22 protein-coding genes are annotated in these 19,516 nt (G+C 55.3%); 12 read left to right on the top strand and 10 right to left on the bottom strand.

Annotated elements, in window-relative coordinates; all coding sequences use genetic code 11:
* Positions 1-18 precede the first annotated feature (18 nt).
* From JD108_RS13845 to JD108_RS13825, 5 genes are all read left to right on the top strand, one after another.
* Entirely contained in the window at positions 19-756 is a 738-nt protein-coding gene (locus JD108_RS13845) for a class I SAM-dependent methyltransferase (RefSeq protein WP_198826645.1), read from the top strand.
* A 106-nt stretch (positions 757-862) separates the two neighbouring features.
* Positions 863-1,147 (top strand): 4a-hydroxytetrahydrobiopterin dehydratase, encoded by a 285-nt coding sequence (locus JD108_RS13840; RefSeq protein WP_198826644.1) that lies wholly within the window; start codon positions 863-865, stop codon positions 1,145-1,147.
* 121 nt (positions 1,148-1,268) lie between these two features.
* Complete coding sequence (locus tag JD108_RS13835) at positions 1,269-1,592, top strand: hypothetical protein (RefSeq protein ID WP_228728145.1); 324 nt, start codon at positions 1,269-1,271, stop codon at positions 1,590-1,592.
* Positions 1,589-2,371: a DUF3109 family protein gene (locus JD108_RS13830; protein WP_198826643.1), complete on the top strand. Its 783-nt coding sequence runs from the start codon at positions 1,589-1,591 to the stop codon at positions 2,369-2,371. The genes JD108_RS13835 and JD108_RS13830 overlap by 4 nt, the downstream gene beginning before the upstream one ends.
* Before the next feature lie 59 nt (positions 2,372-2,430).
* Positions 2,431-2,940, top strand: a complete 510-nt coding sequence (locus tag JD108_RS13825; protein ID WP_198826642.1) for an acyl-CoA thioesterase — start codon at positions 2,431-2,433, stop codon at positions 2,938-2,940.
* Between the two features lie 56 nt (positions 2,941-2,996).
* Here JD108_RS13825 and JD108_RS13820 read toward each other — a convergent pair whose 3' ends face one another.
* The 5 genes from JD108_RS13820 to uvsE form a co-directional block, all read right to left on the bottom strand.
* Entirely contained in the window at positions 2,997-3,413 is a 417-nt protein-coding gene (locus JD108_RS13820; RefSeq protein WP_198826641.1) for a thiol-disulfide oxidoreductase DCC family protein, read from the bottom strand.
* A 142-nt stretch (positions 3,414-3,555) separates the two neighbouring features.
* Positions 3,556-5,058 (bottom strand): histidine ammonia-lyase, encoded by a 1,503-nt coding sequence (gene hutH / locus JD108_RS13815; RefSeq protein WP_198826640.1) that lies wholly within the window; start codon positions 5,056-5,058, stop codon positions 3,556-3,558.
* 340 nt (positions 5,059-5,398) lie between these two features.
* The gene (locus JD108_RS13810) at positions 5,399-6,751 is read right to left on the bottom strand and encodes an ISLre2 family transposase (RefSeq protein WP_198826639.1); all 1,353 of its coding nucleotides are present in this window, start codon (positions 6,749-6,751) and stop codon (positions 5,399-5,401) included.
* Between the two features lie 263 nt (positions 6,752-7,014).
* Positions 7,015-7,353 (bottom strand): hypothetical protein, encoded by a 339-nt coding sequence (locus JD108_RS22355; RefSeq protein ID WP_228728144.1) that lies wholly within the window; start codon positions 7,351-7,353, stop codon positions 7,015-7,017.
* Between the two features lie 416 nt (positions 7,354-7,769).
* Positions 7,770-8,705, bottom strand: a complete 936-nt coding sequence (gene uvsE / locus JD108_RS13800; RefSeq protein ID WP_198826638.1) for a UV DNA damage repair endonuclease UvsE — start codon at positions 8,703-8,705, stop codon at positions 7,770-7,772.
* Positions 8,706-8,832: 127 nt separating this feature from the next.
* Here uvsE and JD108_RS13795 point away from each other — a divergent pair, with 127 nt between their 5' ends.
* From JD108_RS13795 to JD108_RS13785, 3 genes are all read left to right on the top strand, one after another.
* Positions 8,833-9,177: a carboxymuconolactone decarboxylase family protein gene (locus JD108_RS13795; protein ID WP_198826637.1), complete on the top strand. Its 345-nt coding sequence runs from the start codon at positions 8,833-8,835 to the stop codon at positions 9,175-9,177.
* A gap of 258 nt (positions 9,178-9,435) precedes the next feature.
* Positions 9,436-10,227: an ABC transporter ATP-binding protein gene (locus JD108_RS13790; RefSeq protein ID WP_407649339.1), complete on the top strand. Its 792-nt coding sequence runs from the start codon at positions 9,436-9,438 to the stop codon at positions 10,225-10,227.
* Between the two features lie 85 nt (positions 10,228-10,312).
* Entirely contained in the window at positions 10,313-11,005 is a 693-nt protein-coding gene (locus JD108_RS13785) for an MBL fold metallo-hydrolase (protein WP_198826636.1), read from the top strand.
* Between the two features lie 19 nt (positions 11,006-11,024).
* Here the strand turns inward: JD108_RS13785 and JD108_RS13780 are convergent, their stop codons facing one another.
* Both JD108_RS13780 and JD108_RS13775 read right to left on the bottom strand, forming a co-directional pair.
* A complete protein-coding gene (locus JD108_RS13780) occupies positions 11,025-11,711 on the bottom strand; it encodes a tetratricopeptide repeat protein (RefSeq protein ID WP_198826635.1) in 687 nt (228 codons plus the stop codon).
* 76 nt (positions 11,712-11,787) lie between these two features.
* Positions 11,788-13,809 (bottom strand): beta-propeller domain-containing protein, encoded by a 2,022-nt coding sequence (locus JD108_RS13775; RefSeq protein ID WP_198826634.1) that lies wholly within the window; start codon positions 13,807-13,809, stop codon positions 11,788-11,790.
* A gap of 159 nt (positions 13,810-13,968) precedes the next feature.
* On the opposite strand from JD108_RS13775, the gene JD108_RS13770 reads away from it, so the two are divergent.
* The 3 genes from JD108_RS13770 to JD108_RS13760 all read left to right on the top strand — a co-directional run bounded on the left by JD108_RS13770 (position 13,969) and on the right by JD108_RS13760 (position 16,612).
* Entirely contained in the window at positions 13,969-15,495 is a 1,527-nt protein-coding gene (locus JD108_RS13770) for a fumarate hydratase (protein ID WP_198826633.1), read from the top strand.
* A 365-nt stretch (positions 15,496-15,860) separates the two neighbouring features.
* Positions 15,861-16,175: a LysM peptidoglycan-binding domain-containing protein gene (locus JD108_RS13765; RefSeq protein WP_198826632.1), complete on the top strand. Its 315-nt coding sequence runs from the start codon at positions 15,861-15,863 to the stop codon at positions 16,173-16,175.
* Between the two features lie 248 nt (positions 16,176-16,423).
* On the top strand, positions 16,424-16,612 hold the full coding sequence (locus tag JD108_RS13760; RefSeq protein WP_198826631.1) for a hypothetical protein: 189 nt from the start codon (positions 16,424-16,426) through the stop codon (positions 16,610-16,612).
* A gap of 42 nt (positions 16,613-16,654) precedes the next feature.
* Here JD108_RS13760 and JD108_RS13755 read toward each other — a convergent pair whose 3' ends face one another.
* Both JD108_RS13755 and yfkAB read right to left on the bottom strand, forming a co-directional pair.
* Positions 16,655-16,909, bottom strand: a complete 255-nt coding sequence (locus JD108_RS13755; protein WP_198826630.1) for an alpha/beta-type small acid-soluble spore protein — start codon at positions 16,907-16,909, stop codon at positions 16,655-16,657.
* Between the two features lie 28 nt (positions 16,910-16,937).
* Entirely contained in the window at positions 16,938-18,053 is a 1,116-nt protein-coding gene (gene yfkAB / locus JD108_RS13750) for a radical SAM/CxCxxxxC motif protein YfkAB (protein WP_198826629.1), read from the bottom strand.
* A 72-nt stretch (positions 18,054-18,125) separates the two neighbouring features.
* Between yfkAB and JD108_RS13745 the strand changes: the two genes are divergently transcribed.
* Positions 18,126-18,812, top strand: a complete 687-nt coding sequence (locus JD108_RS13745) for a DUF1385 domain-containing protein (protein ID WP_198826628.1) — start codon at positions 18,126-18,128, stop codon at positions 18,810-18,812.
* 101 nt (positions 18,813-18,913) lie between these two features.
* Here JD108_RS13745 and JD108_RS13740 read toward each other — a convergent pair whose 3' ends face one another.
* Positions 18,914-19,447, bottom strand: a complete 534-nt coding sequence (locus JD108_RS13740; protein ID WP_198826627.1) for a gamma carbonic anhydrase — start codon at positions 19,445-19,447, stop codon at positions 18,914-18,916.
* Positions 19,448-19,516: the final 69 nt, after the last annotated feature.

The raw sequence follows: 19,516 nt of genomic DNA, 5'->3' as shown, positions 1-19,516 counted from the left end.
AATCAAAGGAGTACAGACATGGCAGAGGAATGGTTCGAACGGAGTTTTCGTGAAGATTACGTGCTGGTCTATCAGCACAGAGACGATTCATCAGCAGACAAAGAGATTGCCAATCTGCTGGAGCGGCTGCCGATCAAGCGGGAGGGCAGGGTGCTCGATCTCTGCTGCGGGAGCGGACGTCATTCCCGCGCATTGGCTCGGAGGGGATATGACGTCGTCGGGGTGGATCTATCCCCTGTGCTGCTTCAATTGGCAAACGAGCGGAATCCTTTCCCCAACCTTCAGTTTTTTCAGTACGATATGAGAGAGATTCCGTTTCGGGATGAGTTCGATATTGTCGTAAATCTGTTTACCAGCTTCGGGTATTTCTCTTCCGATGAAGAAAACGCCCGCGTGGTTGCCAATATGGCCCATGCGCTGAAAGCAGGGGGCGAGGTCGTCATTGACTACCTCAATCCTGCCTATGTGGAAGCCCATCTCGTTCCGTCTTCCCAGAAGGAGGCTGCAGGTTTGCTGATCCAGGAAGAGCGGTGGCTGGAAAATGGCTTTGTCAAGAAGCGGATCGTCGTGAGCGATCCGGAAAAAGCGGAGCCGCGTGTCTATCAGGAGCAGGTGCGCCTGTTTAGGCTGGAAGAGATGACCCGGATGCTGCAAGCGGCCGGATTTACGTCCATCCAGACATTTGGCGACTATCAATTCCAGCCGTATCTAAGAGAGAGCTCCCCCCGGATGATTTTCTATGCGGTCAAAGCCTAGAATGGGCGGAAAAAGTAGCGGAATTCGCAGATTTGCGTGACTAACCCGTTCTCATCGTGAATATGATGGTGGAAACCAAGTGATGAGGGAGGATGGGGGTGCGCTGATGAGCAAGCTTTCGCTGGAGCAAGTCAAACTGTATCTAGGAAAAGTTCCCGGCTGGCAATTGAGAGAGGAATCCATGGCGCTGTCCCGCACATACCAGTTCAGTGACTTTCCTGCGGCGATCAGCTTCGTGGGCAGGGTAGCCGAGCTGTTGGAACAAGACAGCCGTCATGTAGAAATCCGCATTCACCAGGAGAGGGTCACCTTCACCGTATCCAGCAAAGAAGCACAGGGGTTAACAGGAAAAGATTTTGCGCTCGCCCAGATGATCAGCAAGGTCAGCTAGAGCAAACAACATTCCGCCTTGTTCGTGACGAGGCGGATTTTTTTGTCAGATGGCGAAGCCGAGTTTTCTCGGGCCAAGAATTTGGTATGATAAAGACAGGACAACACGCGTGGAGGGGTAAATGTTGGAGATTCATAAACATGACGAATTGCTGAAAACACTGGAGGAGCATTTTGCCGGGCAGCAGCTGGGCGTGGTGTTCACCCAGTGGGACGGAGATGAGGAAGAGGAGGAAGTGACCGAACTGACAGGCCAGCTGCAGGAATGGAGGCTGTCGGACAATGAATTCGGGGAAAAGGATTTGTACATGCGGATCGAAGCGCAGGGAGAGGGAGACGTCGAGATCCTGATGGAACTTCCGGCTGAGGAAGAGAATCTGGCTCAATTCGGGGAGGGGCGCCTCTCCATCTTTGGGACCGAAGCGGAGCTTATTTTGACCCGATGAGCGAACAGGAAGCGGTTCGCTATATGGGAACCTCCGATCCGATCACGGAGAAAGAGGCCTATGCCTGCAGGAAGTACATCAAGAAACACCGGGCTTCTCTCATACAGCTCGGAGGGGTGCTGCTCGACCTGCCGGCGTTGCTCAGGCCATTTCATCTCGATTGTGACAATTGCCGCCTTGTTCATCGCGAGACCTGCTGCGAAGGGGGGCAGCCCTACGCGATGGAGAATGGGCAGGCCGACCTTTTGGATCGCGAAGCGGCAGCGATTGCCCGCCAGTTCTGGAAGCAGCGGGAGCAGCAAAGCCTTGCCTCGGAGGGCATCTGGGACAAGTATTTCGGCTACGGCACAATTCGCATGGAGCACGGCAACTGCCTCTTTTACAAAGAGATGAACGGACGCTACGGCTGCTCGATTCACGCCTATGCGGAGAAGGCGGGGGTGGAGGTGGTTCCCCTCAAGCCGTTTAGCTGCCAGCTCTATCCGCTGGAGCTGATCAATACGGGGGAGCTGGTCCTGCTCACCGCCTTGACCGAGGAGACTGCCGCTTTTTCCCGGTGGGGAACCGATTATCTGGAGCAGTTTTACTGCGCCAGCCTCGAGAGGCGGCAGGCGGCCCGCCATCTGGACGGCGAGCATTTTGCCCCGAGCGGGTATAAAGCCGCCTACCGGTGGAATCTGCCGTTGCTGCATGCCATCCTCGGGCCGGATGCGGAGAAGGCGCTGGACCTGCTCCACCGGCAGGAGCATCAGCAACTCGCGGTATTGGATCGACGATAACGGATATGATATGATGACGGGGTTATCTCTAGTAGATTGGCAAAGGAGCAGCAAAGAAGATGAAAGCGAAGACCACAACGGAATCCCGTACGATTCAAGCCTCCCTGGTACAGCCTTCGGACACCAACTATCACGGCACGATGTTCGGGGGCAAAATGATGGCTTACATTGACGAGGTGGCTGCCATCGCGGCGATGAGACATGCTCGCCGTCCGGTTGTCACCGCCTCGATGGACTCCATAGATTTTTTATCTCCTGTGAAAATGGGTCACTCCGTCTGCCTCGAAGCGATTGTCTCCTATGCGGGGACATCCTCGATGGAGGTATTTGTGAAGATCATCTCGGAAGATTTGCAGACTGGCGAGCGCACGCTGACCGCCACCTCTTTCCTCACGTTCGTGGCGCTCGGAGAGGACGGCAAGCCGACGCCGGTGCCGCCGATTGTGCCGGAGACAGAGGAGGAACGCTATCTGTTCGAGACGGCCGAGGAGCGCAAACGGATGCGCAAGGAACGGAAGCGGAGCACAGAAGCGTTCACAAGCCAGTTGAATATCACAAAGAATATCTAAGCAAGAGATCAAATGAAAAAGAGGCAATGCCGCAAGGGCACAGCCTCTTTTTTTATTTACTCCAGGAATCGGGCCCGCATCTCGGAAGTGGGCATCAGGCAGGCATCTGCCTGGCCAAACCAACGGTACCGGTTGCGGGCGATATAGCGATACAGGCGATCCCGGAGCCTCCTGGGGACGAGACGGCCGGCGGCTGACAAAAGCGGCCAGCCTCCCGCGAGAAGCCTGAGCGTGCGGAGCACGGCATCGGAATGGAGATACGCTCTCCCATGATCGATCAAGACGACGGAAGACAGGGCTTCCGCCGGCAATCCATAGCTCTTGAGGCATTGCTTGCCCGTATCCGACTGCAGGGAAGCAAAGTGAATGCGGCCCTGGGGATCCCGGGGGATGATAAAGCGAACAGCGCCGTGGCAGAAGTTGCAGACGCCATCGAAGAGCAGAATCGTCTCCGGGCGGGGAGTGCGCGACATGGCGGACGCCTCCTTGTCCATCAAAGCCATTTTTGTTCGAAATGGTCTTTCTCTCTCTATCATACCAGTGCTTCCCTCAGGTTAAAAGGCTTCCCGAGGGAGGATGATCCGGGGTGCCATCGGGCTGTCCGTCCCTGCTTGCTTATGAGACCAAAAAGCCGCCGGCAATTAGCTCTTCCGCCTTGCGCATATCGAGATGCATCTCCCTGTCGTCTGCGAGAGGGGGGATCGCCTGACGGATTTTGGCATAGGCTTGCTCTGTGCCCGCTCCCAGTTTTCCTTTGCCGAATTCGATCGCCTGGGCAGCCGCCAGATACTCGATCCCCAGCACCTTCGCGGAGTTGGAGAGAATCGTCCGCAGTTTTCGGGCTGCCGTCGTTCCCATGCTGACATGGTCCTCCTGATTTGCTGAGGAGGGGATCGAATCGACAGAGGCAGGGTGGCAGAGCACTTTGTTCTCCGACACGATGGATGCGGCCACATACTGGGTGATCATAAAGCCGGAGTGCAGGCCGCCTTTTTCGGTCAAGAAGCCGGGCAATCCGCTGAGCTGCGGATTAACCAGCCGTTCGGTCCGTCTCTCCGAGATATTGGCCAGCTCCGCGATGGCAATCGCCAAAAAGTCGGCAGCCAGTGCCATCGGCTGACCGTGGAAATTGCCGCCCGAGATCACATCTCCTGTCTCCGAAAAGAGAATCGGGTTGTCCGTGACGCTGTTGCATTCACGTGTGACGGCCGCGTACACATAATCCCAGGCATCGCGAGTCGCTCCGTGAACTTGCGGAACGCAGCGCAGGCTGTAGGCGTCCTGAACCCGCAGCGCTCCCTGGGCAGTCGTGCGCTCGCTTCCGGCCAGATGTTCCAGCAGCTTCCGCGCAGACTCCTGCTGACCGGGATGAGGCCGGACAAGGTGGAGCTGCGGATCAAACGCCTTGGGAATCCCGTGCAGGGCTTCGACTGTCATCGCGGCCACGACATCTGCGTTTTCGATGAGGATTTTCGCATCTGTTACCGCGAGGCAAAGCAGCGCCGTCATCGCTTGGGTGCCGTTGATCAAGGCGAGCCCTTCCTTTGCTTCCAGACGGACAGGCTTCAAGCCGGCTGCGTGCAGAGCATCAAGACCCGGCATCCGGCTGCCCTGGTACTCCGCCTCTCCTTTTCCGAGCATGACGAGCACCATATGGGCCAGGGGAGCCAAGTCGCCGCTAGCGCCGAGTGAGCCTTGCTGCGGGATGATCGGATGGACGCCGCGATTGCACATCTCTTTCAAGAGGAGCAGCGTATCCTCGCGAATGCCGGAGTAGCCTTTGGCCAGCGCATTGATCCGCAAGGCCATCATCGCGCGGACCACTTCGGCCGGATACGGTTCCCCCATACCGCACGCATGGCTCATGATCAGATTCTCCTGCAGCTGGCTGACATCCTCGGCAGGGATGACCACGTCGGAAAACTTGCCGAAGCCGGTGGTTATGCCGTAGACCACCTGTTGGCTGCTCACCATCTCTTCGACCATGGCACGCGAGAGGCGGACCCTTTCCATCGCTTCTGGCGCCAGTTCGATTTGCAGACGCTCTCTGGCAATAGCAGCGACTTGTTCGATGGACAGCTGGTATCCGTCCAAATGGATGACTGTAGATGATTTCATGATTGTTTCCTCCTTTAGCATAGCAGAGAACAAAAAGGAAGAGGGGCTAGGACTTTAGATCCTAACCCCTCTTCCCTCGCGGGTATTCAATTTCCAAAACGTGCAAAGCGCCCGATTCTGCATCTTGGTCCCCGCTTTCCGTTTGTCTCAAATTATTTAGATGATTTCTAATACTCCTTATTGTAGCACTGCTTGCGATGGTGTCAAGTGAAACCGTTGTCAGGTGTGAGTCAAGCCATAGTGGGCAGGATTTTTTTGTCTCCAAAATAAGACTTCTGGTTTCCTCTTCTTGAAAGCGCTTTATTTTTGTATGATTCCTTTCTTCCACTCGATTTTTGCCTCATCCGCGAAGGGCTTTTAAGGCCAGCCCGGTAGGGCTGCTTTGATATGGCCCGTGCAACAGGCGGATCGTCCCGTTTATATAGCCTTTTGCCTGCTCTTTCACTTCCCGTAGCAAGTCCTTCACTCGGACCATTGGGTTGGGCTGTAACACTTGCTTCTTCGCTATCGCCTGGCCGCTCAAACGACTTCCCTCTTGTCGTGCCATAATGGCTCGCAACATCGCTTGTACTCCCCGTACACTCCAACTGTAGCCGCCTCGTTTGGTCCTTTTTGCCATCACCCGCATTTGCGCTTCCGCACTCCCCATTGGACGCATGCCCGTCGTGTCGATACCAGCTTCACCCAGAACCTTTCGATAGTCGATAAGATGCCTTCGATGCCGCCGTAAATAGGCCACGTATTTCCGCCATTCGTTCCGGTGCTCTTCCAGAATCTTTTCCTCCGGTACGGACTCTACTGTCGCCAGCAAGATATCCGCTTCAAAGGCCGCCAACGCCTGCCTTACCGTCTGCCACGTCTCTGGCAACTGACCCAGGAATCGGCGCAATTCTCGCGCCACATGAAAGCGATCCAGTGTGTAAATACAGCGGTGAAAGTAGGATTCGCATTCTCCAATCCAATTGGCCCCATCCCCATTGACTACGATCCATGTGTTTTCATCCATGTCGTAATGACGAACCAGAAAGTCGCCAAACCCTTCCCAGAACTCTCCCTTCGTCGTATGCAGGTAATGGCGTTTCGACCTAAGCCGCACTCGGTCCCCCTCTTGTTCCCATCCTTCGTGCACAATCGCCATTCGATTTTCCATTCCCCGCTGGCGTTGCCTCTGCAATGAGGTGTAAAGTCCATCCACTTCCACAAACAATACGCGAACCGACCTTCGGGTCGCTTTCGACACGATGGTTGATGCTTGTTCAACCCGCGTGATTAGTTTGTCCCGAATGGCCTCATGGCTCAGTACCCGATACCCCAGTAACGCTTCCAAGCGTTTTGCGCTGTCCCGGTACGAGGGGCCTTGGCTAGCAAATTCGATCGCTATCTCTTCCAAAAACGGGCTTAGCTTCTCCCGCCCGTCAAAGGCCAGCATACGATCCAACAAATACACATGTTGACCCTTCACGCGATCCTGATACAATCGCCGTTTGAATCGAACCGTACCAAAGAGCGTGTCGATCTGGACTTCTCGTTGGTCCTTCAGCCGAAAGCGTGAATGATCCCGTTGATGCATCAGATACTCGTCCAACGCTTCCAAAATATAAGCCATACCGGCAGCGAACTGTTCCTGCAACGTTCGAAACAACAACGTTTCAAGCTCTTTCATTGTGGGAAATTCCGTGGTAAACTTGCTCACAGGGTTTCTCCTCCTTGGTGTGTTTGGTTTTGGCGCTTTACACTTTACCAAGAAGAGAAGCCCTTTTCTATACCCTCCAACTGATTTTTCTTCAAAAATTTCTTTTCGGTTTGCCCACGAACATTTTACTCATACCGTTGTCAGGTGAAGGGATCCTGAGCCGGTACCAAATCGACCAAAAAAGGGCGCTGTTTTTTGCAGAATATGGGCAAGTGTCGTTTCTCTGGACGGGTGAATGTCATACCATGTACTGTGCGATTTCATTAGAGAGGACGTGTGAGATTGGAAAACCGCCGTAATATGCCGCCAATGCCGCCAGCCCGGCCGATGCCACGCCGGCCCAAAGAAATGCCTAAGCCGTCGCCGAATCTGCCGTCGCCGATTATGCCATCGCCCATGATGCCATCGCCAAATATGCCATCGCCCAACATGCCGTCGCCCAACATGCCATCGCCTAACATGCCATCTCCCCAAATGCCGTACCGGATGATGCCGAGGCCGATGATGCCGTCGCCCAACATGCCATCACCCAATATGCCGTCACCGAACATGTCGCCAAACCGCAGGCCGCCTTCCAGACACAGGATGCCTGCCCGGCCCAAAATGGAGTCTTCGGTAAATCTGGAGATGCTTCTGTTCCGTTACAGGATGCACATGGAGCGGATGCATCACTATCGGCAAAAGTGCGAACAGTACCGCCACCAACGGAAAAAGTACAACATGTATTACCGCCAGTACCAGCACCATAAACGGAGAATGCGCCACTACTACGACAGCTGTTATCCGCAGTACCGCATGGAAAGCAGCTCCTCCTCGTCCGGGTACGGCTCATCCGATTACCGCTCCTCCCGGAAACGGTCGTACAGGTACAGCCGCCGACACGGCTCTTCCTCAACCGGATGTGATTGCGGCTGCTGATCAATTCAGCATACGCAAAGAACGCAGCTCACTGTGAGCCGCGTTTTTTTTTTTTTGCTTCCCGCTCTCGCTGCCCTCTCCACGTGTTGACGGATAGGGCTCATTTTTGTCCAAGTGCGTGCGCTTCAACGGAAACCCCAGCTTTATGCATGTCTCTTCTCAGCGCCAGCAGGGCGTCATCCTTATTTTTGCACTCCAGCATCACATCGAGGTCATAATCGCTCATCCGGGATACCCACTCGATAAAATGGCTGGCATCAATCTCGTCAGCATGGGCCCGCACATCTTCCTGCGACTTGGGGGAGGAAAAGTGCATCTTCGGCCTGCGGTTTCCCCACGTCGCGAGAATTCGCGGAACGTATTCATAGAGATCCTCGCCGTTGTTGTGCACCTGGTGGTGATGCACGTCCAGCACCATGGGAATGCCGATCTCTTCACAGAGCGTGAGCACGTCCAGCATCGTGAAGGAGGTGTCGTCATTTTCGACGACCAGCCTTCGTTTGACGGACTCGGGCAGCAGTGCAAAATGCTCAGCAAACCGCTTTAGGGAAGTCTCCTTGTCATTGTAGACGCCGCCCACATGCGTGACGAGCACAGAATTATCGTCCAGTCCCATCAAGTCGAAGACCTGTGCATGATACGAAAAATCCGCGATGGTGGCCTGCAGGACATTGGGGTTATCCGTATTCAGGATACTGTAGTGGCCAGGGTGGGAAGTCAGGCGAATGCCATGCTTTTTGATATAGGCGCCCGCTTTGTCAAAATCCCAGGCAAACTCCTTGGCCCAGTCCCAGTCTTCGGTGATGCGATGGGTAGCTAGCGGGATAAACTCCGAGGGGAGACGGTAAAGGTAAATATGATGCTCCACATTGTAGGCGAGCAAATCCATCAAGTTGAAGAAGTTCGTCTGCAAAACCTGGCGCAGCTTTTTTCGCCTGGCCTCGGGACTCAGCTTCGATAGCTGTGCGACGGTCGATTTTTTGTTCGGATTGCTGGAGCTGTCCAGACGGATGCATGCATAACCCAGCCGTATCATCCGGCATCCCTCCCTGTCCAAGATGGGTGTCCTTCATAGTATTTCCCCGAATCGGCTGGAAGCGATGAATGAGCCTTTCCTTTTGGTGGGAAGCTAACTGCGAGAATTTGACAGGAGGAGTCCAGTGATGGAGCACTATTTGGCGGAGCAATATCGGGAAGGGCTGCGCGCATTTGGTCAAATGATGCCCGATGCCCTGCAAGCGTACAATGATTTTACCAGCAAATGCTTTTCGCAAGGGGCCTTGTCTGCAAAGCAAAAGCATCTGTCTGCCCTGGCGATCGCTCTGTATGCGGGTAATGAGCATTGCATCGTATACCATCTGGAAGCCCTGCTGGATGAGGGGGCCAGCGAACACGAAATCGCGGAGGTCGTCGCAGTGGCAGGAGCTTTTGGCGGCGGCGCGACTCTCTCGCATGGCGTGATCCTGATTCAGGAAGTGCTGGAGGAAAAGAAGCAGGGTCTTCAGTAGGCAAAAAAAATGTAGCAGTCAGGGGATGAGGAAAAGCGGGTCATGCGGCCTGCTTTTTTTCTGGGAAAAAACGATCAAAAAAAGTCACAAACTTTTCCATGTCATTTTCTGTCGATATTTGCTCAGGCAGCTGGCCGGGATGCGACAGGCAGCAGGTAAAGCGATAGCGAAATTCGTCCCGACTCTCGTGACGTTTGCCGCGACTGGTGTATACTCGTACTAATACGGTTTTTGCTAGAGAGAAGGAGTGACGGGAGAATGGGAGAGAAGATCGTCATCGATATTCGCGAAGTAACCTGGCTGCGTGAAGACAAGCAGATCCTGCGCCAGGTGAACTGGCAGGTACAAGACGGGGAGCACTGGTGCCTCGTGGGTCAAAACGGTTCCGGCAAGACGAGCCTGCTCAATATCATCTGCGGCTACATCTGGCCGACAAAGGGAAGCGTAACGGTACTGGGACAGCGCTATGGCCAGGTAGATTTGCGCGATATGCGCAAGTCGATCGGGTGGGTAAGCTCTTCGCTGATGTCCCAACTCCATGAAAATGAGACAGCGGAGCGCGTCGTGCTTAGCGGCAGAGAGGCCACGATCGGCCTGTACACGAAGCCTGCCGAAGAAGACATCGAGCGGGCCTATACTCTCCTGGAACAATTTGGCTGCGGCCATTTGCGTGACGCGGCTTATCGGACACTCTCGCAAGGGGAGAGGCAAAAGGTCCTGATCGCTCGGGCGTTGATGGCATCGCCGCGACTGCTCATCTTGGACGAGCCTTGCACGGGCTTGGACCTGCTGGCGCGCGAGCAGCTCTTGTCCATGATCGCCCAGATCGCGGAGCAGCCAGATGGACCGACGCTGCTCTACGTGACGCATCATATCGAGGAGATCCTGCCCTGCTTCACGCATACCCTGTTGCTCAAAAAGGGGCAAGTCGAAAAGGCGGGGCGCACACGGGAAGTGCTGACAAAGGAAGAGCTCAGCCGTTTCTTTGAGGTGCCGCTCGACATTCGCGAAGGGCAGGGGCGCATCTGGGTCAGTCTGCAAGAAAGGTAAACGTGTTTTTCTGCGGCACTTCCCTGGTCAATTGTGTATAATAAGGGGAGGAATATACTTTTGGAAGGAGAGGAGAGATGGGCGCTTGACAAACGTAACCGAACTCATAGCCGATTCCACTTGGGCAATCCTCACCTATGAAGAAGCGTGGCAAAGCTACATCAACAGCTATGTAATCGCAAAGAACGATGCCTATGTGCTGATTGACTCCCATCTTCGCAAGCACCGCCCCTACTTCCAACAGGCGCTTGTGGAGATTGGAGTCAAGACGGAGCAGATTGCTTACGTATACTATACGCATCGTCATGCTGACCATATTGGCAATGCCGACCTGTTTTCCTCCCGGCATAACTGGATTCATCTCGAAGATTACTATGAATTGGATGATTTTTCACAAACCTTTTTCGGGCACACCTTCACGGGCATCGGGGGTGACCTGCCGCTGCTTCAGTTTCGCCAGCTGCCTTACCACACCGAGGGCTCTGTTGCCTTTTACGATCCCGATACCAAAGTGTGCTTTGTCGGGGACCACATCCATTTTGGCCAGGCGCCGTTTGAGCGCTTGGTCGAATATGGCGGGCTCCAGCGGGATGCTTATCGCCACTTTCTTCAGAAATGCAAGGAGGAGGACCCGCAAAAGGCCGAAGGGTTAGCTGAAGGCCTGGAGATCCTCTTGAGGTGGCCGATTGAATATCTGGCTACGGGTCACGGTCCCGTCTTGCAGGGCGACATCGCCCCCTTCTTTGAAGAGCTGATCGGACTCGTTCGAAACAACTGATTCCCCCATGCAAAAAGCCTCACCCGACGCGGGTAGAGGCTTTTGTCCATTCTTCAAAGCGCTTTTGCAGTTCGGATTGATTCAGGCAGAGAGCAAGCCCCGACTTGGTCATGAGCTTTTGCAAGTGGCCGAGGGCGCGCTCGTAATTGCCTTTTGCCGCCTCGATTTCGGCGAGGCAGAGAATTTTCCACTCCCGGGTCGAACGTTTGCCGGGGATCAGCCGGTAGGCTTCGACCGCGCTCTCGATTTCTCCCAGGCGGGCGTGAGAGCAGGCGATCAGTCCAAGCGAGTCCGTCATGCCCTGATCTCGCTGGTAGACCCGAAACGCGACGTCCAGGGCTTCGCTGTACTTGCCGCTGGTAAAATAGACGAAGGCCAGGTTGTAGAAGAGGTAGTGGGCCATCGCCTGATTGAACAGGGAGGGACGCTCTTTGCAGACATGCAGTCCTTGCACAATATACTTTTCCGCGAGCTCGTAATTGCCCGACAGGATTTCGTAGGAAGATTTGTCCAGCATCGCGACGATTCGGGTGCGATTGCGACGGTACGATGCGTCCAGCCACCGCATGCGCTTCTCCGGATGCTGCTTGCAGAGATAGCCGAGGTACTGATACCGAAACGGCCAGTGCAGCCGAAAGAAGGCGACCATCAGCACAGCAGTAACACCGGAAAGCGTCGAGGTCAGATTTAAGTCAAAGTAATCCAAACAGATGACACCCTCTCTTTGCTGCGTCTCCTGTTAATAGTAGCACAGAATTTGCACGCTTGACAGATGGTTTCCTTTATTTGGACAGGTGCAATGTTCTGTATTCCGTCAGCGTTTGCAGGTTGTTCGCTTTCACCTTATCGCGGGAGAGTGTGTACAGGGTGTCGCCGATGTAGATGATCCTCTCGATGTTTTTGGCGCTGTCATACCAGTCATGGCCGGCTTTTTTCAGATCGTCGGGATCGAGATGCGTGATCCGGCCGCGCAAGGCAAAGCCTTCGTCTTTATTCAACCGGTAGACATAGGCGCCCTGGAAGGAAAAATCCCCAAACGCACTCGCCTGGCCGGCAGCTTTTTGTGCATGCGACAGCGTATGGACGCTGACGGGGAAGGCCAGCAGCTCTTTCTCTTTGGAAAAGAGCAGCGCCTTGTGATTGCGCAAAAGCTCGGAATCGGTCCCGCGATCGCCAATCACCGTTTGAAACTTCTCGCGCGGATTGTTCACATCCGTTACATCGAAGAGGGCGAGCTTCATGCCTTGGTAAAAGGCGGTCTCCTTGTCGGCGACAGCGTCCTTGCCAAACCCGATGATGTGATTTTCATCGTAGGGATGGAGGTAATCGCTGTAGCCCGGGATTTTCAGCGCGCCGAGGACTTGCGGTGCAGCGGGATTGCGGACATCGATAACAAACAGCGGATCGACTTGCTTGAAGGTGACCATGTACGCGCGATCGCCCATGAAGCGGACCGCGTATATTTTCTCGCCGGGGGCAATGCCTTCCAGCACTCCGGCCAGCTTCAGCTTGTTGTCCAGAACATAGAGGTTATTTTTGGAAGTACCTTCGTCCGTCCGCCACATATCCCCCGTAGTGGTGGCGATCCGCAGATGATCCTCATGCTCATCCATGGAAAACTGATTCAGCAATCGGCCGGGTACCGACCCTTTCCCCGTGTAGCTGAGAGTCCCGGCTTTCATCGAGAACCGGTAGAGCGTAGTCTGCACCTCTTCGGGCGGAGCAGGCGCGCGCCGGCTGGGAAGCAGCGAGGGAGCCTTTTCCAGCGCAGGTGAATGTTGGCGCCCGGTTAGGGCTACGTACAGATGGTCAGGAGAAGCGTAGACGTTCTCACCCGCCCCCAGGTAGGTGTGGATGGAGAGCGGCTGCTTCGGGTCGTCCAGATTGGCTCCCGCCGCGATGAGGTATTCAGGCCTGACGATCTCCGGAAAATAGCGGATTTCGTCAAAACGGACCGTTTGATAGGCATTCCCCTGGGCCGAGTCTCGGTAGATCGGGAGAGCACCTTGTTCGGACGCGTAGAGCAGATGGCTGTCGATCGGCTTGTTGGTTACCAAGTACAGGTTGGACCCGATTTTGCGGGAGGAGACGTAGTGGCCGTCGGCTTCCAGCGTGCGAGTCAGCCGGGGTGCGCTCTTATCGGTCACATCATAGACCAGTGCCTGCACCAGCGTGCTGTAGCTGGGGGGGAGTGCTGGCGCCGCCTTCTTTTTCTTCACGGCGGGGTAATCCCGTACCGCTGGGGGCATGGAGTGGCCGATCACAACCAGTCTCTTTTCATCGAGGTAGAGTTCCAGCGGGTGAAACGATTGGTCCGCGTAGCTGATCCGGCTGACCACCTCCATGCGATCCACAGGCTGTGCGCGAATGATCCGGACTTCCTCGGGCGTGGCCTGGTACAGATAGGTTCCGTCGGTCATTGCGACGTCCGCTTCATCGACGCCCTGCACCTGCACATTGGTCACAGAAAAGTCAGCGGAATCCATAGCGGGAGCACTGGCTGTTTTCATGCTTTCCACGCGGGCCATTTCTTGCACCGGAGCGGCTCCATCGGAGAGAGACACTTCTGTTTCATAGACCACCAAGCTATCTTCATAGGTCTTCAGCAGCTTTTTGAGAGATGGATACGAGCCGACGACAGGCAGCGGCTCTTCCTCCTCAGGTGAGACCGCTGCACGCTGGGGAGAGGGAGGCGATTCTTCCGCCACGGCGACTGGTGGACGATCCCCATACACTCCCTGCAGCCCAATCCCCAAGGCAAAGAGGAGGACCCCTGACAGTAGCAAACCAATCGTTTTCTTCACGACGATAATCCCTCCTTTTTCTTCCTATAGGACGGCGAGCATCCGGAAATGTTTCACACACCGAGGGGCACTTTCAGCGGACAAAAGTAGGGACGGGTGTGATATAATGAAAGGCGGTTTCATACATCGAAAAACATATACAAAAAGGAGCGGACAAGGATGGATACATGGAAGCAAAGTATTCTGGAGCTGATTACGGAGACCTCGACCAATCTCCCTCCAGATGTGCGCCGCGCCATCAATGACGCGAAAGCAAAAGAAGACCAGGGTACCCGTGCGGCCCTCTCGCTGTCTACCATCGCCCAAAATATCAAGATGGCGGAAGACAATGTATCGCCGATTTGCCAGGATACCGGTATGCCGACGTTTGAAATCAAAACGCCCGTAGGGGTGAATCAGCTCGTGATCAAAAAAGCGATCTACGAAGCTGTGGTAGAGGCGACCAAAACCGGCAAATTGCGTCCCAATTCGGTAGATTCGCTCACCGGAGCCAACAGCGGAGACAACCTGGGACCCGGAACGCCTGTCATTCACTTCGAGCAATGGGAAGAAGACGAAGTCGAAATCAAGCTGATCCTCAAAGGGGGCGGCTGTGAGAATAAAAATATCCAATACTCCCTCCCCTGTGAGCTGGAAGGGCTGGGCAAAGCAGGCCGCGATCTGGACGGCATTCGCAAATGCATCCTGCACTCCGTCTACCAAGCCCAAGGACAGGGCTGCAGCGCCGGCTTCATCGGCGTGGGCATCGGCGGCGACCGGACCTCCGGCTATGCGCTGGCCAAACACCAGCTGTTCCGCCGTGTCGATGATGTGAACCCGATTCCGGAGCTGGCTGAGCTGGAAGCGTACATCATGGAAAAAGCGAACGAGCTGGGCATCGGAACCATGGGCTTCGGCGGCGCATCCACCCTGCTCGGCTGCAAGATCGGCGTGGAAAACAGGCTGCCGGCCAGCTTCTTCGTCTCTGTGGCGTACAACTGCTGGGCGTTCCGCCGTCAAGGCGTCCGCATCAACCCGGAAACTGGCGAAATCAAGCGCTATCTCTACAAGGATGAACCGGTGGAGATGAATCTGGACGCTGCCGCCGAGCAGCCGGCAGAACGCCGTGAAGTAGTGCTGCAAGCGCCGATTACCGAGGAGCAGATCCGCAGCCTCAAGGTAGGCGACGTGGTGATCATTAACGGCATCATGCATACCGGCCGCGACGCCCTGCATAAATACCTGATGGACCACGACTGCCCGGTCGATCTGAACGGCGGCGTCATCTACCACTGCGGTCCGGTGATGCTGAAGGACGAACAGGGCGAGTGGCATGTCAAAGCGGCAGGACCGACCACGTCCATCCGCGAGGAGCCGTACCAAGGGGACATCATCAAAAAGTTCGGCATTCGCGCCGTGATCGGAAAAGGCGGCATGGGAGCCAAAACCCTGAAAGCGCTGGGCGAGCACGGGGCCGTGTACCTGAATGCGATCGGCGGAGCGGCGCAATACTACGCCGACTGCATTGAAAAGGTAGAAGGGGTAGACTTCATGGAATTCGGTATTCCGGAAGCGATGTGGCACCTGCGCGTAAACGGCTTTGCGGCGATCGTGACCATGGACTCTCACGGCAACAGCCTGCATGCCGACGTGGAAAAAAGCTCGCTGGAAAAACTGGCGCAGTTTGCAGAGCCGGTATTCAAATAAACAAGTTGTGACCGATTCACCGTACAAGTCATCAGTGATTGCCACTGGTGGCTTTTTTTTCGTCCGGCAAAGACAGTGACGGGAGGGGCTGTAAGGAGCCGCTTGGGGCCGCCAGGAGCCGGTGACCATGCCCCCTTCTGCGAGCTGCTCTTAAAAACGGCGGGAACCAACTGGTGGAAAATTGCATCATACAAGCAAATGCTGGGAGGCGGGATGGACTGGATGCGACCAGTATGCCAGTTCTCGTCACGGCATCTGGCATGGGTAAACAACCATTCTTTTGAAAATAGGTGTTGGTTTATTTCGCGGCAAGGCGGGCGGGCATAGGTTAATAACGAATCAAAAACAAAAAAGGAGTGGTTTACGTGAATTACGTAGTCCAACCCGGGGATACATTAAACGCCATTGCCGCCCGCTTTGGTGTACCGGTTCAAGAATTGATACGCGTCAATAACATTCCTGCTCCGTATTACATTTACATCGGGCAAAACATCTACGTCCCGATCAGACCGCCTGTGCCGACACCGCCCCCGACGACGGATATAGACCGCCGCATCCGCCGTCTCGATGAGCGGATGGACCGTGCAGAGCGCAACATCCGTGACCTGGATCGCAGAGTCGATCGGCTGGAGCAGCGCGTGACGCGTCTTGAGGCACGGCCGCGGCCGCGCACCACGTAATGAGAAAAGGGGCCTCCCAACCGGCTGGTTTAGACGGTGGGATGGCCCCTTTTTCATGCTTCTTCTCAGCATAGCCGCGATACTCCACTTTATCGCTTTTCGCTATCTATTGGAAAACCTCTCGGGGGACTGGCCAGCTGCTTCCAAAAGCAATAAAAAAAAAATGGGCGTTTTCACCAGAAATAGCAGGGACCCGCTTTTGCCGGATGTGCATAGGGTGGTAGAAGAGATACAGAGGAGGTGCGGTCATGCTTCGGCTGAATGCCAAAAATGTTCGCCACCATTTTGACGGCGTCTACGGAAAAGTGGTGCAGGTGCGGGAACTGGTCGAGGTCCTGGATCAGATGTTTGATTCGTTTCACAAAGTAAACAGCATCAGCCGCTCCATGCTTGGGCCCGTGAGGAGAAGCGCCAAGCGATTGGACCGGCTTCGCTGACATTTACGCGAAAGAACCGCATCGGACACGGATGCGGTTTTTCTATTTGCGGGGGAGCTGCTCCATCGCCATGCGAACCAGCTCTTTCACCATATGGCCCCCGAGATGGCCGCCGATCCGGCCAGCATCATGGGAGGTAAGCTGTCCGTTGTACCCTTTCTGCAAGGGCACCTCCAGCTCTTGGGCGATCTCGTACTTGGCCTCGTCCGGCTCCCGGACCCCGGCCACCTGTGCCTTCAGTCGGTCCAGTCCGGCCTGTGCCCCGGGGACGAGAGGCCTTCTTCTCCTTCTGCTCATACCCATCACCTCAGGGTTAGCATGCCCATTAGACCAGCGCTTTTCGCTTGGTGAAGTTTTCACCCGGATAGTAGGTGTTGGCAACCAGCAGATTGGGGCCGGCACATGCGGCAGCCGGGCAGAAGCAGTTGATGTTTTGGTTGAGCGGATGTTTTTGCCAGGCGGTAAACATCGCGTCCAAACGGTCTGTCTGGACATTGCCCAGCGGAGCGACATCGCCGAAATCCGTCACGATGACATCGCCGGTAAAGATATTTACGTTAAGCCGATTGCGCCCGTCCGGGTCGTTTCTCACCGTGACATTCTTTGCCCGGCGCAATCGCTGGATCAACTCCCGATCTTCCGCAAGCGGGCTGCAAGCAAAAAACGGCAGGGTGCCAAACAGCATCCACAGCTCTTCATTTCGCACATCGAGCAGTTCATGAATCGCTTGGCGCAGCTCTGGCAGGGTAAGCACCTCCAGATCGCGGGCAAAATCGCTGGCGTACATCGGATGAACCTCATGGCGCAGACAGCCCATCTCCTGAATCTGCCGGTGAAGGGTTGGCAATTGGTGGAAGGTTCGCTTGTTTAACATGGTTTCCGCGGAAACAAATACGCCGGATTGCGCCAATTTTCCGGCCGTTTCCCAGATCGCGCGAAACTGCTGCTCCGCCTGTTTGGCCGAAACCGTTTGCCTGCTCTTTGCGTAAACAATGGTATGGAACTCCTCGGGCGAGGCCCAGTTCCAGGACATATGCATGACATCTATATAGGGCAGGATCAGCTCATATCGGGAGAAGGGCATCGTCAGATTGGAGTTGATCTGGGTGCGAAGCCCCCGGTCTGCGGCATAGCGCAGGAGCGGCAGGATAAACTCTTTGACGGTTCGTTCACTGTACATGGGTTCCCCGCCTGTTATACTGAGGGTAGCGAGGTCTTGCGCTTCATCCAGACGACGCAGGATCGTCTCAATCGGCAGTGCCGGATCGTCTTTGAATCGCAGCGTGTCGCCTACTGCACAGTGCTCGCAGCGGAGATTGCACAGGTTGGTGACGGTAAATTCCACACTGGTCAGCTTGTATGCAGGCGGAGTCGCGTGAAACAATGGCTCCCACGGGTCGTGACTCGGTGTTAGCGGTGTAGTTGGTACCATGCGGATCATGGATAGACCCCTCCTTCATTCTGCGTACATTCTTCTTATTATACTGATGAAGCAACGGAAGGAGAATAGATAATGGTGATGGGAATCTCTTTTTCTCGCGGTGTTCTTTTTCACGACCGTCATGTGCTCGCCTGCGCCGAGGTCAAAGACGGCGTCATCGAGGTATGGGCGGAAAAAATCACCCTGCGGACCATCGGCAAGCTGTGGATGCGCATTTTTTTCTCCTTTCCCTGGTACTATCAGCTGTTTCATGCGGCTCTCCTGCTGTACGTGGCGGCGGCCCTCCTCTCTCCGGAGTGGGCCTTTCTCAATCCGTGGTGGGCGGCCGTATACGGGGCCGGATTTCACTTTGTCTTTCCCCGCGAACTGAAAAAATTCCACGGAGCCGAGCATAAAGTATTCAGCTACCGGGGTGAAAAACGGCTCGACGCCTGGGAAGAGATCGGCCGGGCGGATATTGTCAACGACGGCTGCTCGACCAATCTGGTCGTCTGCTTTTTTGCGGCGTTTTTGCTGGCGGTTCCCTTTGTTCCGTTAGCTTTCAGCGTGGCGGCCGGCTTTCTCGGCATCGTGCTCGGCATGACGGCAGATCGCATTCTGCGCAAATACTGCGGAGGGCTGTACCGCCTCTCCCGCTTCTTTCAGCGTCATCTTACGACAAAGGAGCCCAGCCGGATCCATCTGGAGACCGCGATCCGCTCCTACCGTCAGTTTGACTACATGCGCCAAAAGGTGCGTGAAGCCAAACAAGCCGCCTGATTGGGAAAACCCGGCTTGCCGCAAGTCCAATAGTGAAAGCCAAAAGTCCGCTTGCGAAGATCGGCTTTCTGAAAGAACAAAAGAAGACCGCTCCCCGGCCGTCAACTGCGGGTGAGCGGTTCTTCTTCCAACTTGCGATACAGTTTTCCTTTGTCCACATAAGATTGGCGGATGCGCCTGAATTCTTTGAAGTCTTCTTCCGTCAATTCCCGTTTTACTTTGGCTGGGGAGCCGACGACCAGCGTGCGCGGCGGCACTTTCATGCCCGGCGGCACCAGCGCGCCTGCACCGACCAGCGCTTCCTCGCCGATCTCCGCGCCGTCCAGGATGATGGAGCCCATGCCGATCAAAGCGCCACGGCGAATAATGCAGCTGTGCAGGACGACATTATGTCCGACGGTGACCTCATCCTCCAGGATCAGCGGATTGCCCGGGCTTTGATGCAGCGTGCTGTTGTCCTGCACGCTGACTCGGCGGCCGATAATGGTAGGGGCGATATCCCCGCGAATGACGGTGTTGTACCAAATTGTCGAATCTTCGCCGATCTCCACATCACCGGAGACGACGGCCCCTTTTGCCAAAAAGACCGACTCGTGAATGCGGGGAACGTGATTTTCAAAAGGCAGAAGCAGCATAGATCTTTTCCTCCAAGTTATGCTAGTTTCACGATCCAAGAACAACTCATATTGTACTACAGCAGAGCG

The sequence above is a fragment of the Brevibacillus composti genome, assembly GCF_016406105.1.
Taxonomy (GTDB): domain Bacteria; phylum Bacillota; class Bacilli; order Brevibacillales; family Brevibacillaceae; genus Brevibacillus; species Brevibacillus composti.
This window is presented reverse-complemented; position numbering and strand designations above follow the sequence as displayed.

Coding starts and splice junctions, on each gene's coding strand:
- JD108_RS13845 (WP_198826645.1), top strand. CDS start 19: ATGGCAGAGGAATGGTTCGAACGGAGTTTTCGTGAAGATTACGTGCTG.
- JD108_RS13840 (WP_198826644.1), top strand. CDS start 863: ATGAGCAAGCTTTCGCTGGAGCAAGTCAAACTGTATCTAGGAAAAGTT.
- JD108_RS13835 (WP_228728145.1), top strand. CDS start 1,269: ATGTTGGAGATTCATAAACATGACGAATTGCTGAAAACACTGGAGGAG.
- JD108_RS13830 (WP_198826643.1), top strand. CDS start 1,589: ATGAGCGAACAGGAAGCGGTTCGCTATATGGGAACCTCCGATCCGATC.
- JD108_RS13825 (WP_198826642.1), top strand. CDS start 2,431: ATGAAAGCGAAGACCACAACGGAATCCCGTACGATTCAAGCCTCCCTG.
- JD108_RS13820 (WP_198826641.1), bottom strand. CDS start 3,413: ATGTCGCGCACTCCCCGCCCGGAGACGATTCTGCTCTTCGATGGCGTC.
- hutH (WP_198826640.1), bottom strand. CDS start 5,058: ATGAAATCATCTACAGTCATCCATTTGGACGGATACCAGCTGTCCATC.
- uvsE (WP_198826638.1), bottom strand. CDS start 8,705: ATGATACGGCTGGGTTATGCATGCATCCGTCTGGACAGCTCCAGCAAT.
- JD108_RS13795 (WP_198826637.1), top strand. CDS start 8,833: ATGGAGCACTATTTGGCGGAGCAATATCGGGAAGGGCTGCGCGCATTT.
- JD108_RS13790 (WP_407649339.1), top strand. CDS start 9,436: ATGGGAGAGAAGATCGTCATCGATATTCGCGAAGTAACCTGGCTGCGT.
- JD108_RS13770 (WP_198826633.1), top strand. CDS start 13,969: ATGGATACATGGAAGCAAAGTATTCTGGAGCTGATTACGGAGACCTCG.
- JD108_RS13760 (WP_198826631.1), top strand. CDS start 16,424: ATGCTTCGGCTGAATGCCAAAAATGTTCGCCACCATTTTGACGGCGTC.
- JD108_RS13755 (WP_198826630.1), bottom strand. CDS start 16,909: ATGAGCAGAAGGAGAAGAAGGCCTCTCGTCCCCGGGGCACAGGCCGGA.
- yfkAB (WP_198826629.1), bottom strand. CDS start 18,053: ATGATCCGCATGGTACCAACTACACCGCTAACACCGAGTCACGACCCG.
- JD108_RS13745 (WP_198826628.1), top strand. CDS start 18,126: ATGGTGATGGGAATCTCTTTTTCTCGCGGTGTTCTTTTTCACGACCGT.
- JD108_RS13740 (WP_198826627.1), bottom strand. CDS start 19,447: ATGCTGCTTCTGCCTTTTGAAAATCACGTTCCCCGCATTCACGAGTCG.